Origin of the sequence: Enterobacter sp. BNK-8 (genome assembly GCF_048685095.1) — a bacterium.
GTDB classification, from domain to species: Bacteria; Pseudomonadota; Gammaproteobacteria; order Enterobacterales; family Enterobacteriaceae; genus Enterobacter; species Enterobacter quasiroggenkampii.
Map to the genome: position 1 here is coordinate 3241920 of NZ_JBLQTN010000001.1, position 14884 is coordinate 3256803.

The window sequence follows — 14884 nt, forward strand, 5'->3', positions numbered from 1 at the left end:
CCTTCTAAGTGAAACTGGAGTAGCATAGGGGAAAGCGAAGTGGTCGAAAAGCGATATCCATACAAACAGATGAAGATTACAGCCGTAACGTCTATAATCAGCGCCCCACACAGAGGTAGAACATGACTGTAACGACTTTTTCCGAACTTGAACTCGATGAAAGCCTGCTCAATGCACTTGAGAGCAAAGGCTTTACACGCCCGACCGCCATTCAGGCAGCGGCCATTCCGCCTGCGCTTGAGGGCCGCGATGTGCTCGGTTCTGCGCCAACCGGCACGGGGAAGACAGCAGCCTATTTGCTGCCTGTGTTGCAGCATCTGCTCGATTTTCCACGTAAAAAATCTGGCCCGCCGCGTATTTTAATCCTGACGCCGACGCGCGAACTGGCCATGCAGGTGGCCGATCACGCGCGTGAACTTGCGGCAAATACCCATCTGGATATCGCGACCATCACCGGCGGCGTTGCGTATATGAACCACGCCGAAGTGTTCAGCGAAAACCAGGACATCGTCGTTGCGACGACGGGCCGCCTGCTGCAGTACATTAAAGAAGAGAACTTCGACTGCCGTGCGGTTGAAACGCTGATCCTTGACGAAGCCGACCGTATGCTGGACATGGGCTTCGCACAGGATATCGAGCATATTGCGGGTGAAACGCGCTGGCGTAACCAGACGATGCTGTTCTCTGCCACCCTCGAAGGGGAAGCGATTAAAGACTTCGCAGAGCGTCTGCTGGAAGATCCGGTAGAAGTGTCTGCCACGCCGTCCACGCGCGAGCGTAAGAAGATCCACCAGTGGTACTACCGCGCGGACAACCTTGAGCACAAGGTCGAATTGCTCAAACACCTGCTGAAGCAGGAAGATGCGCTGCGCACAATCGTGTTTGTCCGTAAGCGCGAGCGCGTGCATGAGCTGGCAGAAATGCTGCGTAACGCCGGGATCAACAACTGCTATCTTGAAGGCGAGATGGCGCAGATCAAGCGTACCGAAGGCATTAAGCGCCTGACCGATGGCCGCGTTAACGTGCTGGTTGCCACAGACGTTGCCGCTCGCGGGATCGACATCCCTGACGTCAGCCACGTCATTAACTTCGATATGCCGCGCAGCGGCGATACCTATCTGCACCGTATTGGCCGTACCGGCCGCGCGGGCCGCAAAGGGATTGCTATCTCACTGGTCGAAGCGCATGACTACCTGCTGCTGCAGAAAATTGGCCGCTATGTTGACGAGCCGCTGAAAGCGCGGGTTATTGATGGCTTGCGCCCAACCACACGTGCGCCGAGTGAAAAAATGACGGGTAAACCGTCCAAGAAAGCGCTCGCGAAACGTGCTGAGAGAAAAGAGAAAGAAAAAGAGAAACCACGCGTGAAGCAGCGCCACCGCGACACCAAAAATATTGGTAAGCGCCGTAAGCCAAGCTCTGCCGCGCCAGAGACAAAAACGGAAGAGTAAAAAAAAGCCGGGGAAAACCCCGGCTTTTTTATTCCCCCCGTAGCTGAAGCCTTACAGGCTTTCAGTAAAGGTACGCGCGATAACGTCGCGCTGCTGTTCTGGGGTCAGAGAGTTGAAGCGTACCGCATAGCCGGACACGCGAATGGTCAGCTGTGGGTATTTTTCTGGGTGCTCAACCGCGTCCATCAGCGTTTCGCGACGCAGTACGTTTACGTTCAGGTGCTGACCACCTTCCACGCGCACTTCCGGTTTTACTTCCATTGGAATTTCACGGTATTCGATTTCGCCCAGTTTGCTCACCGGCACGATTTCATCTTCAGCAAAACCCGCTTTCGCGACGACACAGCGCGCTTCGTTTTTCTCGCTGTCCAGCAGCCAGAAAGAGTTGAGCAGATCGTCATTTGCAGCTTTAGTAATCTGGATACCTGTAATCATGTGTTGCCTCCCTTAGGCTACATTAACTGATGTCGGCCTCTCGCGGCCAATTGGTAAAACCATTGTTTCTTGTGTGTATATATATCATTCACACCCCGGTGATTTATTGATTTAAATCAACAAAAACACCAACCACATAAAGAGTGTGGTTTGAATTTATTGCTTTAGATCAATTTCACGACCTAACCAATTCAATTTAACCTGCACATTTTCAACATAAATTTAGCCACTTAGCGCGCATTTCAGTGTGCTATTTTGCTCACCGGGCTTTAACAGGTAAGCTAGTCAGAGATTGAAATTCGCAGGAGAGCGAGATGACGACACCTTTAACCTGGCATGACGTGCTGGCAGAAGAAAAGCAGCAGCCCTATTTTATCAATACGCTCAGCACCGTTGCGGCTGAGCGCCAGTCCGGACAGACGATTTACCCGCCGCAGAAAGATGTGTTCAACGCCTTTCGCTACACCGAACTGAGCGATGTGAAAGTGGTCATTCTGGGCCAGGATCCCTATCACGGCCCGGGTCAGGCGCATGGGCTGGCGTTTTCCGTTCGTCCCGGCGTGGCGATCCCCCCTTCTCTTCTCAACATGTATAAAGAGCTTGAGGGAACCGTGCCCGGGTTTACCCGGCCAAACCATGGCTACCTGGAAAGCTGGGCGCGTCAGGGCGTGCTGTTATTGAACACGGTACTCACCGTTCGGGCCGGCCAGGCGCACTCGCACGCCAGCCTGGGCTGGGAGACGTTCACCGATAAAGTCATCAGCCTGATCAACGAACACCGTGAAGGGGTCGTGTTTTTACTCTGGGGATCGCACGCGCAGAAGAAAGGGGCGATTATTGACCGTCAGCGTCATCACGTGTTGAAAGCGCCGCACCCGTCACCGCTGTCTGCACATCGCGGTTTCTTTGGCAGTAATCATTTTGTTCTGGCGAACGAATGGCTGGAAAAACGTGGCGAAACGCCCATTGACTGGATGCCTGTGTTACAGGCAGAGAGCGAATAGTATTTGAATGTGCCGGGTCGGCCCCGGCACATGAAGAGGCTTATGCCTTATTCTGACGCCACCACTCGGCCAGCAGTACACCGGTCGCAACGGATACGTTCAGACTTTCCACATTGCCTGTCCCATCAATAGAGACGCTCAGATCCGCACTGGAGAGCGCCGCATCAGACAGACCATCGCGTTCCTGACCCAGCACCAGCACCATTTTGCGTGGCAGCGTCGCTTTAAACAGCGGCGTACCGGCATGGCTCGAGGTGGTCACGATGGAATAACCCGCTTTACGGAACTGCTCAAGGGCATCCAGCACGCTGTCGCCGGTGATCGGCTGTACGTGTTCGGCTCCGCCTTCCGCAGTACGGATCGCGGCACCGGATTCCAGCAGCGCGGCATCCTGCAACAGCACGCCTTTCACGCCAAAGTGCGCGCAGCTACGCATCATTGCGCCCAGGTTATGCGGGTTGCCCACGTCTTCCAGCGCCAGTACACAGTCATCGGCATCCGCCTGACTGACCCACTGCTGAACGGTCGTACCGTTACGTTTTTTGATCAGGAAGCAGACGCCGCCGTGGTGTTCGGTACCGGATGCTTTGGTCAGCTCGGCATCATCAACCACGTGGTAGGCTTTGCGGTTTGCCGCCATCCAGCGCAGCGCTTCTTTAAAACGCGGGGTTACGCTCTGAATAAACCAGGCGCGGACGATACATTCAGGACGGCTCTGGAACAGCGCCTGGCAGGCGTTCTCACCATACACGCGAGTCTCTTCCGCACGCTGACGGCGCAGCACTTCCGGGTCAATAAAGCTTTTACCGCTGATACCGCCGTGATCGGCCTTTTCTGGCGTTTCGTCGCCAGGGGCACGAGAAACGGTGCGCCACGGGGAGGCGTTATCACGTGAGAAGTCATCCCGCGGACGGTCATCGCGTTTGCGATCGTCACGCTTGCGGTCATCACGTTTGCGGTCATCACCGCGGTTGTTTCTGTCATCGCGGGCGGGGCGACGGCCACCGTCTGCACGAGAAGACGCCGGACGCCCGCCACCTTTTCCGGTACGCGGATTTTGGGTGCGTTTATCAGAGTCATCATCACTGCGGACATACATCACTTTGACCTTGCCGCTTTTATTTTTCATTTCGTCGTTCATGCTTTTCTCCACCAGCGCTGCGCGAAGCGCGCAGATTACCCGATGTGCCAGCGCATAGCCATAATTTCGTACAAAAGCCTGTGACTATTGTTCTCATTGAATAAAACGCATTGTTGTTTCAAACAGGCTCATTGATAATATGTAACATATTAGAAACATTATCGGCATTTTGCCGCTGTCCCACGGCTCTATCAGAGGTTAGTTATGAATACCGTATGTGCCAACTGTCAGGCTCTTAACCGCATTCCGGACGATCGGATTGAAGATGGTGCGAAATGCGGACGCTGCGGCCATGAATTGTTTGATGGCGAGGTCATTAACGCGACGGGTGCTACGCTGGACAAACTCCTCAAGGACGATCTTCCTGTTGTGGTTGATTTCTGGGCGCCCTGGTGCGGCCCATGCCGTAGCTTCGCGCCGATCTTCGAAGACGTGGCCGAAGAGCGCAGCGGAAAAATACGTTTCGTTAAGGTCAATACTGAAGCTGAACCTGAACTGAGCGCCCGTTTTCGCATTCGCAGCATCCCGACCATTATGATTTTCAAAAATGGTGAAGTGCTCGATATGCTCAACGGTGCGGTGCCTAAAGCGCCTTTTGAAAGCTGGTTAAACGAGTCGCTGTAACATTCTCGGGGCACATCTTGTGCCCCGTTCTCGCCTCTGCGAAAATAGGGTTTTTCCTGCATTTCGCCCATGACTGATAACGCTGTTCTTCAATTACGCGCCGAACGCCTTGCGCGCGCTACCCGCCCCTTCCTCGCGCGCGGAAACCGTATTCGCCGCTGTCAGCGCTGCCTGCTGCCGCTGAAGGTTTGCCTGTGCGAAACGCTGGCACCGAGTACGGCGGAGAGTCGTTTTTGTCTGGTCATGTTCGATACCGAGCCGATGAAGCCCAGCAATACAGGTCGCCTCATTGCCGATATTCTGCCGGATACCGCGGCATTTCAGTGGTCCCGTACTGAGCCCCCTCAGGCGCTGCTCGACTTAGTGGCAAGCCCGGACTATCAGCCGATGGTCGTTTTCCCTGCGTCATATGCAGGTGTCGATCGCCGGGTGCTTTCGACGCCGCCAGCCGGTAAACCGCCGTTGTTTATTATGCTGGACGGCACCTGGACCGAAGCGCGAAAAATGTTTCGTAAAAGCCCGTATCTCGACGCACTGCCGGTGATTTCTGTCGATCTGTCCCGCGTCTCCGCCTATCGCCTGCGTGAAGCGCATGCTGACGGGCAATACTGCACCGCCGAAGTGGCCATTGCGCTTCTGGACCTGGCGGGTGATACCGCTGCGGCTCACGCCCTGGGCAACCATTTCTCCTGTTTCCGGGAACGCTATCTGGCGGGAAAAACCGTTCATAAGGGCAGCGTCACAGCAGCCGAGACGGAAAGCGTTTAAAATCATCAGGTCGCTTGCATTCACAGGAGGCCTGCATGAGCCAGCGAGGGTTAGAAGCGCTACTTCGTCCTAAATCCATTGCCGTCATCGGCGCATCAATGAAACCGGATCGTGCTGGCTATCTGATGATGCGCAACCTGCTGGCCGGGGGATTTAATGGTCCCGTCATGCCCGTCACACCGGCGTATAAGGCGGTTCAGGGAGTGCTTGCATGGCCTGATGTACAGAGCCTGCCTTTCGTACCGGATCTTGCCGTACTGTGTACAAACGCAAAACGGAATCCGGAACTGCTGGAATCGCTCGGCAAGAAAGGCTGTAAAACCTGCATTATTCTCTCGTCTCCGCCTGAACAGAAAGCCGAGCTTCTGGCATGCGCCAGCCGCTATCAAATGCGCATTCTTGGGCCAAACAGTCTGGGCCTGCTCGCCCCCTGGCAGGGGCTGAATGCCAGCTTCTCTCCGGTTCCAATCCGCAAAGGCAAGCTCGCGTTTATCTCGCAGTCGGCTGCAGTATCGAACACCATTCTCGACTGGGCGCAGCAGCGTGAAATGGGATTCTCCTACTTCATTGCGCTCGGCGACAGTCTGGATATCGACGTCGATGAGCTACTGGATTTTCTGGCGCGTGACGGTAAAACCAGTGCGATCCTGCTTTATCTTGAGCACCTCAGCGACGCGCGTCGTTTTGTCTCGGCGTCGCGAAGCGCGTCGCGCAATAAGCCTATCCTGGTGATCAAAAGCGGACGCAGCCCTGCGGCACAGCGTCTGCTGCATTCGCATTCCGGCATGGATCCCGCCTGGGACGCCGCCATTCAGCGCGCGGGTTTGCTGCGGGTACAGGATACGCACGAGCTTTTTTCCGCCGTTGAGACGTTAAGCCATATGCGCCCGTTGCGCGGCGAGAAGTTAATGATTGTCAGTAACGGCGCCGCCCCTGCCGCACTCGCCCTGGATGAGCTGTGGCGGCGCTTCGGCAAGCTGGCCACGCTGAGTGAAGAGACGCTGCAGCGCCTGAAAGACGCGCTTCCGACCAGCGTGACGCCCGGCAATCCGCTTGATTTGCGCGATGACGCCAGCAGTGACCGCTATATCAGGGCAATTTCCATTTTGCTGGATAGCCAGGATTTCGATGCGCTGATGATTATCCATTCCCCCAGCGCGGTCGCGCCGGGCAGCGAAAGCGCGCGCGCGCTCATTGAGGCCGTGCGCAATCATCCGCGAGGCAAATATGTCACCCTGCTGACCAACTGGTGCGGTGAGTTTTCTTCGCAGGAGGCTCGGCGCCTGTTCAGCGAAGCCGGACTGCCAACCTACCGCACGCCGGAAGGCACCATTACCGCGTTCATGCACATGGTGGAATATCGCCGCAACCAGAAACAGCTCCGCGAGACGCCGGCGTTGCCCGGCAATCTGACGGCCAATACCGTCGACGTTCACCGGCTGTTGCAGCAGGCAATCGAAGAAGGCGCAACGTCGCTGGATACGCATGAAGTCCAGCCCATTCTGGGCAGCTACGGGATGCAGACCCTGCCGACCTGGATCGCCAGCGATAGCGCTGAGGCCGTGCATATTGCCGAGCAGATTGGCTATCCGGTTGCCCTGAAGCTGCGCTCCCCGGATATTCCGCATAAGTCTGACGTTCAGGGGGTGATGCTCTACCTGCGTACGGCGACTGAGGTGCAGCAGGCCGCAGATGCCATTTTTGACCGGGTCAAAATGGCGTGGCCACAGGCAAGGATCCACGGCTTGCTGGTGCAAAGCATGGCTAACCGCGCAGGCGCTCAGGAGTTACGGGTGGTGGTCGAACACGATCCCGTCTTCGGCCCGCTCATCATGCTGGGGGAAGGCGGTGTGGAGTGGCGCCCGGAGGAACAGGCCGTGGTGGCGTTACCGCCGCTGAACATGAACCTGGCGCGTTATCTGATTATCCAGGCGATCAAAAGCAAAAAGATCCGCGGCCGGAGCGCGCTGCGTCCGCTTGATATTGCCGGGCTAAGTCAGTTCCTGGTACAGGTCTCTAACCTGATTGTGGATTGTGCCGAGATCCAGCGGCTGGACATTCATCCGCTGCTCGCCTCCGGCAATGAGTTTACGGCGCTGGACGTGACCCTGGATATCGCGCCCTTTGAAGGAGACAGAGAAAGCCGTCTGGCGATCCGCCCGTATCCCCTGCAGCTGGAGGAGTGGGTTGAGATGAAAAATGGGGAACGCGCCTTGTTCCGCCCTATTCTGCCGGAAGATGAGCCCCAGCTGCGGGCCTTTATCTCTCAGGTCACGAAAGAGGATCTCTATTATCGCTATTTTAGCGAAATCAACGAATTTACCCACGATGATTTAGCCAATATGACCCAGATCGACTACGATCGAGAAATGGCGTTTGTTGCCGTTCGTCGCGCCGATAAGGGTGATGAGATCCTCGGCGTCACGCGTGCGATTTCTGACCCGGATAACGTCGATGCGGAGTTTGCCGTGCTGGTACGCTCCGATCTTAAAGGTCTGGGCCTGGGAAGACGACTGCTGGAAAAACTCATCAGTTATACGCGAGATCACGGATTGTTACGCCTTAATGGCATTACTATGCCTAACAATCGCGGTATGGTGACCCTGGCGCGAAAACTTGGGTTTGACGTTGATATTCAGCTGGACGAAGGTATTGTTGCCTTGTCCCTCAGTCTGTCATCAGCAGACAAACGCGAGTAAGCTACTGGAAATGTTACCCACTTTGGACGGGACTGGTGGTATCATTGTCCGCTTATGTTGTTTGCATAGTACAGACAACCCTTCAATGAACAGAGAAGAAACGCACTGTGATGTTGTCAAAATTTAAGCGTAATAAACATCAACAACACCTTGCTCAACTACCGAAGATTTCTCAGTCAGTTGATGATGTAGAGTTCTTTTACGCTCCCGCTCATTTTCGGGAGACGCTTCTGGAAAAGATTGCCAGCGCTACGCGACGCATTTGCATTGTGGCACTGTATCTTGAACAGGATGAAGGCGGGCGCGCGATCCTGAACGCGCTCTATGAAGCCAAACGTCAGCGTCCGGAACTGGATGTACGCGTGCTGGTAGACTGGCATCGCGCCCAGCGTGGCCGTATTGGCGCTGCCGCGTCAAACACCAATGCTGACTGGTATTGCCGCACAGCGCAGGAAAATCCTGGCGTTGACGTGCCTGTTTATGGCGTCCCGGTGAATACCCGTGAAGCGCTCGGCGTTCTTCATTTCAAGGGGTTCATTATTGATGACAGCGTGCTATACAGCGGCGCCAGTCTCAATGATGTCTACCTTCATCAGCTCGATAAATATCGCTACGACCGTTACCATCTGATCCGTAATCCGCAGATGGCCGATATCATGTTCAACTGGGTTGATAAAAATCTGGTTCATGGCCGTGGTGTTAATCGTCTTGACGATCCCGAGCGCCCTAAAAGCCCGGAAATCAAAAATGATGTTCGCGCCTTCCGCCAGGAGCTGCGCGATGCGGTCTATCATTTCCAGGGCGATGCGAATAACGAAGAGTTATCCGTTACCCCGCTGGTAGGGCTCGGCAAATCGAGCCTGCTGAACAAAACGATTTTCCATCTGATGCCGTGCGCGGAGCAGAAACTCACTATCTGCACGCCGTATTTCAACCTTCCTGCCGTGCTGGTGCGTAATATCATTCAGCTGCTGCGCGAGGGTAAAAAAGTGGAAATAATCGTGGGTGATAAAACGGCAAACGACTTCTTTATTCCCGAAGATCAGCCGTTCAAAATCATCGGTGCATTGCCTTATCTCTATGAGATTAACCTTCGCCGTTTCCTGAGCCGCTTACAGTATTACGTCAACACTGACCAGCTGGTTGTGCGTCTCTGGAAAGATGAAGACAATAGTTACCATCTAAAAGGCATGTGGGTCGACGATGAGTGGATGCTGCTGACCGGTAACAACCTGAACCCGCGCGCGTGGCGACTGGATCTGGAAAACGCTATCCTGATCCATGATCCGCAGCATGAGTTAGCCGCCCAACGTGAACGCGAGCTGGAGCTGATTCGCACCCATACAACCGTGGTGAATCACTACCGCGAACTGCAGAGCATTGCCGATTATCCGGTGAAAGTTCGCAAGCTTATTCGCCGCTTACGTCGTATCCGTATCGACCGACTTATCAGCCGTATTCTGTAATGTCCAGGCCCTGTCACCCGCAGGGCTTTTTTATGGGGCCCGTTGATGCGTATTCCTCTGTTACTGAGCGTCATTTTCCTGAGTGGCTGTAGCCATATGGCCAACGATAGCTGGTCCGGACAGGATAAAGCACAGCATTTTCTCGCCTCCGCGATGTTGTCCGCAGCCGGTAATGAATATGCCCAGCATCAGGGATACAGCCGGGATCGTAGCGCGGCGATCGGGCTGATGTTCTCAGTAAGTCTTGGGGCATCAAAAGAACTGTGGGATAGCCGCCCCGCAGGGAGCGGCTGGAGCTGGAAAGATTTCGCCTGGGATGTCGCCGGCGCAACGACCGGCTATGCCGTATGGCAGATGGCGCGGTATTAAAGTCGAATGCCTTTCCCTTTGCGATGCAGCATCAGGGAGACAACAAACGCCAGTGCCCCCATTCCCGTTACGTACCAGAAGAATGTCGTTTCGCTTCCCCATGATTTAAGCGACAGCGCTACGTACTCCGCCGATCCGCCAAACACCGCGTTGGCGACCGCATAAGAGAGCCCTACCCCTAACGCACGGACCTGCGCCGGGAACATCTCGGCTTTCAGTATCCCGCTGATGGAGGTGTAGAAACTGACAATCACCATCGCCACCATCACCAGCGCAAAGGCAGCATACGGTGAAGAGACATGCTGAAGCGCAGTCAGAATGGGGACGGTACATAATGCCGACAATCCGCCAAAAATGAGCATCGACGTACGTCGGCCAATTTTATCCGAGAGCGCGCCGACGATCGGCTGTATGAGCATAAAGACAAACAGTGCCACGGTCATGACCACGCTGGCGACGTTTGCGTGCATGCCGGTGGTGTTTACCAGGTATTTTTGCATATAGGTGGTGAACGTATAAAAACTGAGAGAGCCGCCTGCAGTGAAGCCCAGCACCATCAGGAAAGCTTTGCGGTTACGCCATAACCCTTTGAATGTTCCCGCCTCCTTCAGCATCCTGACCTCTTTCTGAGAGGTTTCATCTAGCTGACGGCGTAGCCAAAGTGCAACGACCGCCAGTACAGCGCCCATTGCGAAAGGGATCCGCCATCCCCAGGCGTGAAGTTGTTCGTCCGTCAGAATTTGCTGCAGGATCACCACCACAAGAATGGCCAGCAGTTGACCGCCAATCAGCGTGACGTACTGGAATGAGGCGTAAAAACCTTTACGGCCTTCCAGTGCAATTTCACTCATGTAGGTTGCACTGGTACCGTATTCACCGCCCACCGATAATCCCTGGAATAAGCGGGCCAGCAAAAGTAGTGCCGGTGCCCAGGTACCAATCGATGCATATCCTGGTAAGCAGGCGATCACCAGCGAGCCAAAGCACATCATGCACACCGAGATCAGCATAGAGGCCTTACGCCCGCGACGATCCGCAATACGGCCGAACAGCCAGCCCCCGATGGGCCGCATCAAGAAGCCTGCGGCGAAGACTCCTGCCGTTTGTAGCAGCTGCGTGGTGGTGTTGCCGGAGGGGAAGAAAATATGTGCGAAGTAGAGTGAACAGAATGAGTAGACGTAAAAGTCGAACCATTCAACCAGATTCCCTGAAGAGGCGCTGATGATTGCCCATACCCTTCTTCGGGTATCACTGTGAGCCAGCGTCCCGTTTGATGTCATGCTTTCTGTCATTGTGATTATGCTCCTGCCATAAACTGCGGCGTATTGAGCCTGGAGACTCAATAACCTCGTAAATGAAATGTTATAATTTTGTTATAAATCACATTGAGACAGAGATCACACATTCCATTAGCAGGATAAGGGATTAAGACAAAAGCCAGAGTGGGAAAACAAAAGCAAAAAACCCCGCACCTTCCGGTACGGGGTTCTTCTTAATTGATGCCTGGCAGTTCCCTACTCTCACATGGGGAGACCCCACACTACCATCGGCGCTACGGCGTTTCACTTCTGAGTTCGGCATGGGGTCAGGTGGGACCACCGCGCTAAAGCCGCCAGGCAAATTCTGTTAATCTGTATCAAAGCTGGAAATCGTGTCTGTCTCGTCGCCGAAACATCTTCGGCGTTGTAAGGTTAAGCCTCACGGTTCATTAGTATCGGTTAGCTCAACGCATCACTGCGCTTACACACCCGACCTATCAACGTCGTCGTCTTCAACGTTCCTTCAGGACTCTCAGGGAGTCAGGGAGAACTCATCTCGGGGCAAGTTTCGTGCTTAGATGCTTTCAGCACTTATCTTTTCCGCATTTAGCTACCGGGCAGTGCCATTGGCATGACAACCCGAACACCAGTGATGCGTCCACTCCGGTCCTCTCGTACTAGGAGCAGCCCCCCTCAATTCTCCAGCGCCCACGGCAGATAGGGACCGAACTGTCTCACGACGTTCTAAACCCAGCTCGCGTACCACTTTAAATGGCGAACAGCCATACCCTTGGGACCTACTTCAGCCCCAGGATGTGATGAGCCGACATCGAGGTGCCAAACACCGCCGTCGATATGAACTCTTGGGCGGTATCAGCCTGTTATCCCCGGAGTACCTTTTATCCGTTGAGCGATGGCCCTTCCATTCAGAACCACCGGATCACTATGACCTGCTTTCGCACCTGCTCGAGCCGTCACTCTCGCAGTCAAGCTAGCTTATGCCATTGCACTAACCTCCTGATGTCCGACCAGGATTAGCTAACCTTCGTGCTCCTCCGTTACTCTTTGGGAGGAGACCGCCCCAGTCAAACTACCCACCAGACACTGTCCGCAACCCGGATTACGGGTCTACGTTAGAACACCAGCCATTAAAGGGTGGTATTTCAAGGACGGCTCCATGCAGACTGGCGTCCACACTTCAAAGCCTCCCACCTATCCTACACATCAAGGACCAGTGTTCAGTGTCAAGCTATAGTAAAGGTTCACGGGGTCTTTCCGTCTTGCCGCGGGTACACTGCATCTTCACAGCGAGTTCAATTTCACTGAGTCTCGGGTGGAGACAGCCTGGCCATCATTACGCCATTCGTGCAGGTCGGAACTTACCCGACAAGGAATTTCGCTACCTTAGGACCGTTATAGTTACGGCCGCCGTTTACCGGGGCTTCGATCAAGAGCTTCGCGTTACCGCTAACCCCATCAATTAACCTTCCGGCACCGGGCAGGCGTCACACCGTATACGTCCACTTTCGTGTTTGCACAGTGCTGTGTTTTTAATAAACAGTTGCAGCCAGCTGGTATCTTCGACTGATTTCAGCTCCACCCGCAGGGGCTTCACCTACATATCAGCGTGCCTTCTCCCGAAGTTACGGCACCATTTTGCCTAGTTCCTTCACCCGAGTTCTCTCAAGCGCCTTGGTATTCTCTACCTGACCACCTGTGTCGGTTTGGGGTACGATTTGATGTTACCTGATGCTTAGAGGCTTTTCCTGGAAGCAGGGCATTTGTTACTTCAGCACCGTAGTGCCTCGTCATCACACCTCAGCGTTAAAAAACGACCGGATTTACCTAATCGTTCCGCCTACATGCTTAAACCGGGACAACCGTCGCCCGGCTAACATAGCCTTCTCCGTCCCCCCTTCGCAGTAACACCAAGTACAGGAATATTAACCTGTTTCCCATCGACTACGCCTTTCGGCCTCGCCTTAGGGGTCGACTCACCCTGCCCCGATTAACGTTGGACAGGAACCCTTGGTCTTCCGGCGAGCGGGCTTTTCACCCGCTTTATCGTTACTTATGTCAGCATTCGCACTTCTGATACCTCCAGCATGCCTCACAGCACACCTTCAACGGCTTACAGAACGCTCCCCTACCCAACAACACATAGTGTCGCTGCCGCAGCTTCGGTGCATGGTTTAGCCCCGTTACATCTTCCGCGCAGGCCGACTCGACCAGTGAGCTATTACGCTTTCTTTAAATGATGGCTGCTTCTAAGCCAACATCCTGGCTGTCTGTGCCTTCCCACATCGTTTCCCACTTAACCATGACTTTGGGACCTTAGCTGGCGGTCTGGGTTGTTTCCCTCTTCACGACGGACGTTAGCACCCGCCGTGTGTCTCCCGTGATAACATTCTTCGGTATTCGTAGTTTGCATCGGGTTGGTAAGCCGGGATGGCCCCCTAGCCGAAACAGTGCTCTACCCCCGAAGATGAATTCACGAGGCGCTACCTAAATAGCTTTCGGGGAGAACCAGCTATCTCCCGGTTTGATTGGCCTTTCACCCCCAGCCACAAGTCATCCGCTAATTTTTCAACATTAGTCGGTTCGGTCCTCCAGTTAGTGTTACCCAACCTTCAACCTGCCCATGGCTAGATCACCGGGTTTCGGGTCTATACCCTGCAACTTAACGCCCAGTTAAGACTCGGTTTCCCTTCGGCTCCCCTATACGGTTAACCTTGCTACAGAATATAAGTCGCTGACCCATTATACAAAAGGTACGCAGTCACACCACGAAGGTGCTCCCACTGCTTGTACGTACACGGTTTCAGGTTCTATTTCACTCCCCTCGCCGGGGTTCTTTTCGCCTTTCCCTCACGGTACTGGTTCACTATCGGTCAGTCAGGAGTATTTAGCCTTGGAGGATGGTCCCCCCATATTCAGACAGGATACCACGTGTCCCGCCCTACTCTTCGAGTTCACAACCTGTGTGTTTTCGTGTACGGGACTGTCACCCTGTACCGTGCGACTTTCCAGACGCTTCCACTAACACACAAGCTGATTCAGACTCTGGGCTGCTCCCCGTTCGCTCGCCGCTACTGGGGGAATCTCGGTTGATTTCTTTTCCTCGGGGTACTTAGATGTTTCAGTTCCCCCGGTTCGCCTCGTTAACCTATGTATTCAGTTAACGATAGTGTGACGAATCACACTGGGTTTCCCCATTCGGACATCGCCGGGTCAAAGGTTCATATCACCTCGCCGGCGCTTTTCGCAGATTAGCACGTCCTTCATCGCCTCTGACTGCCAGGGCATCCACCGTGTACGCTTAGTCGCTTAACCTCACAACCCGAAGATGTTTCACTTCTGATTGCGAAAATTTGAGAGACTCGAACACACCTTAAAGATGTGTCGTTTCAATTTTCAGCTTGATCCAGATTTTTAAAGAGCAAATATCTCAAACGTGACTCGCAAGTCAGTTTTGAGATATGACGGCAGGTGACTTTCACTCACGAACCAGCAAGTGGCGTCCCCTAGGGGATTCGAACCCCTGTTACCGCCGTGAAAGGGCGGTGTCCTGGGCCTCTAGACGAAGGGGACACTGAAGTCTCAATCGCAAGACGCCTTGCTATTTACTTTTCATCAGACAATCTGTGTGAGCACTACAAAGGCAGGTT

The 14884-nt window shown here is 54.3% G+C and carries 10 protein-coding genes, 1 tRNA gene and 2 rRNA genes; 7 read left to right on the plus strand and 6 right to left on the minus strand.

Going from position 1 to position 14884, the window contains the following annotated elements; genetic code table 11:
- Nucleotides 1-122: 122 nt before the first annotated feature.
- On the plus strand, nt 123-1451 hold the full coding sequence (gene srmB / locus ACMGGU_RS15615) for an ATP-dependent RNA helicase SrmB (protein ID WP_023344704.1): 1329 nt from the start codon (nt 123-125) through the stop codon (nt 1449-1451).
- 51 nt (nt 1452-1502) lie between these two features.
- Here srmB and grcA read toward each other — a convergent pair whose 3' ends face one another.
- Complete coding sequence (gene grcA, locus ACMGGU_RS15620; RefSeq protein WP_008502190.1) at nt 1503-1886, minus strand: autonomous glycyl radical cofactor GrcA; 384 nt, start codon at nt 1884-1886, stop codon at nt 1503-1505.
- 314 nt (nt 1887-2200) lie between these two features.
- Between grcA and ung the strand changes: the two genes are divergently transcribed.
- Nucleotides 2201-2890, plus strand: a complete 690-nt coding sequence (gene ung / locus ACMGGU_RS15625) for a uracil-DNA glycosylase (protein ID WP_420300710.1) — start codon at nt 2201-2203, stop codon at nt 2888-2890.
- Nucleotides 2891-2930: 40 nt separating this feature from the next.
- Here ung and ACMGGU_RS15630 read toward each other — a convergent pair whose 3' ends face one another.
- Nucleotides 2931-4031 (minus strand): tRNA/rRNA methyltransferase, encoded by a 1101-nt coding sequence (locus tag ACMGGU_RS15630; protein ID WP_008502192.1) that lies wholly within the window; start codon nt 4029-4031, stop codon nt 2931-2933.
- 204 nt (nt 4032-4235) lie between these two features.
- Between ACMGGU_RS15630 and trxC the strand changes: the two genes are divergently transcribed.
- From trxC to ACMGGU_RS15655, 5 genes are all read left to right on the plus strand, one after another.
- Nucleotides 4236-4655: a thioredoxin TrxC gene (trxC, locus tag ACMGGU_RS15635; protein ID WP_045908528.1), complete on the plus strand. Its 420-nt coding sequence runs from the start codon at nt 4236-4238 to the stop codon at nt 4653-4655.
- 69 nt (nt 4656-4724) lie between these two features.
- Nucleotides 4725-5423, plus strand: coding sequence for a tRNA-uridine aminocarboxypropyltransferase (gene tapT, locus ACMGGU_RS15640; RefSeq protein WP_420300711.1), 699 nt, complete (start codon nt 4725-4727; stop codon nt 5421-5423).
- Between the two features lie 35 nt (nt 5424-5458).
- Nucleotides 5459-8122 carry a bifunctional acetate--CoA ligase family protein/GNAT family N-acetyltransferase gene (locus ACMGGU_RS15645; RefSeq protein WP_420300712.1) on the plus strand — a complete coding sequence of 888 codons (2664 nt, stop codon included), beginning with the start codon at nt 5459-5461 and terminating at the stop codon, nt 8120-8122.
- Nucleotides 8123-8232: 110 nt separating this feature from the next.
- Entirely contained in the window at nt 8233-9588 is a 1356-nt protein-coding gene (pssA, locus tag ACMGGU_RS15650) for a CDP-diacylglycerol--serine O-phosphatidyltransferase (protein WP_023294337.1), read from the plus strand.
- Between the two features lie 45 nt (nt 9589-9633).
- Nucleotides 9634-9957 carry a YfiM family lipoprotein gene (locus ACMGGU_RS15655; protein WP_045908525.1) on the plus strand — a complete coding sequence of 108 codons (324 nt, stop codon included), beginning with the start codon at nt 9634-9636 and terminating at the stop codon, nt 9955-9957.
- Here the strand turns inward: ACMGGU_RS15655 and ACMGGU_RS15660 are convergent.
- From ACMGGU_RS15660 to ACMGGU_RS15675, 4 genes are all read right to left on the minus strand, one after another.
- Entirely contained in the window at nt 9954-11249 is a 1296-nt protein-coding gene (locus ACMGGU_RS15660; protein WP_045908524.1) for an MFS transporter, read from the minus strand. The genes ACMGGU_RS15655 and ACMGGU_RS15660 overlap by 4 nt on opposite strands.
- A 209-nt stretch (nt 11250-11458) precedes the next feature.
- Nucleotides 11459-11574: ribosomal RNA gene (gene rrf / locus ACMGGU_RS15665) — 5S ribosomal RNA — on the minus strand.
- 70 nt (nt 11575-11644) lie between these two features.
- A 23S ribosomal RNA gene (locus tag ACMGGU_RS15670) occupies nt 11645-14549 on the minus strand.
- A 182-nt stretch (nt 14550-14731) separates the two neighbouring features.
- Nucleotides 14732-14807, minus strand: a tRNA-Glu gene (locus ACMGGU_RS15675).
- Between the last annotated feature and the right edge of the window lie 77 nt (nt 14808-14884).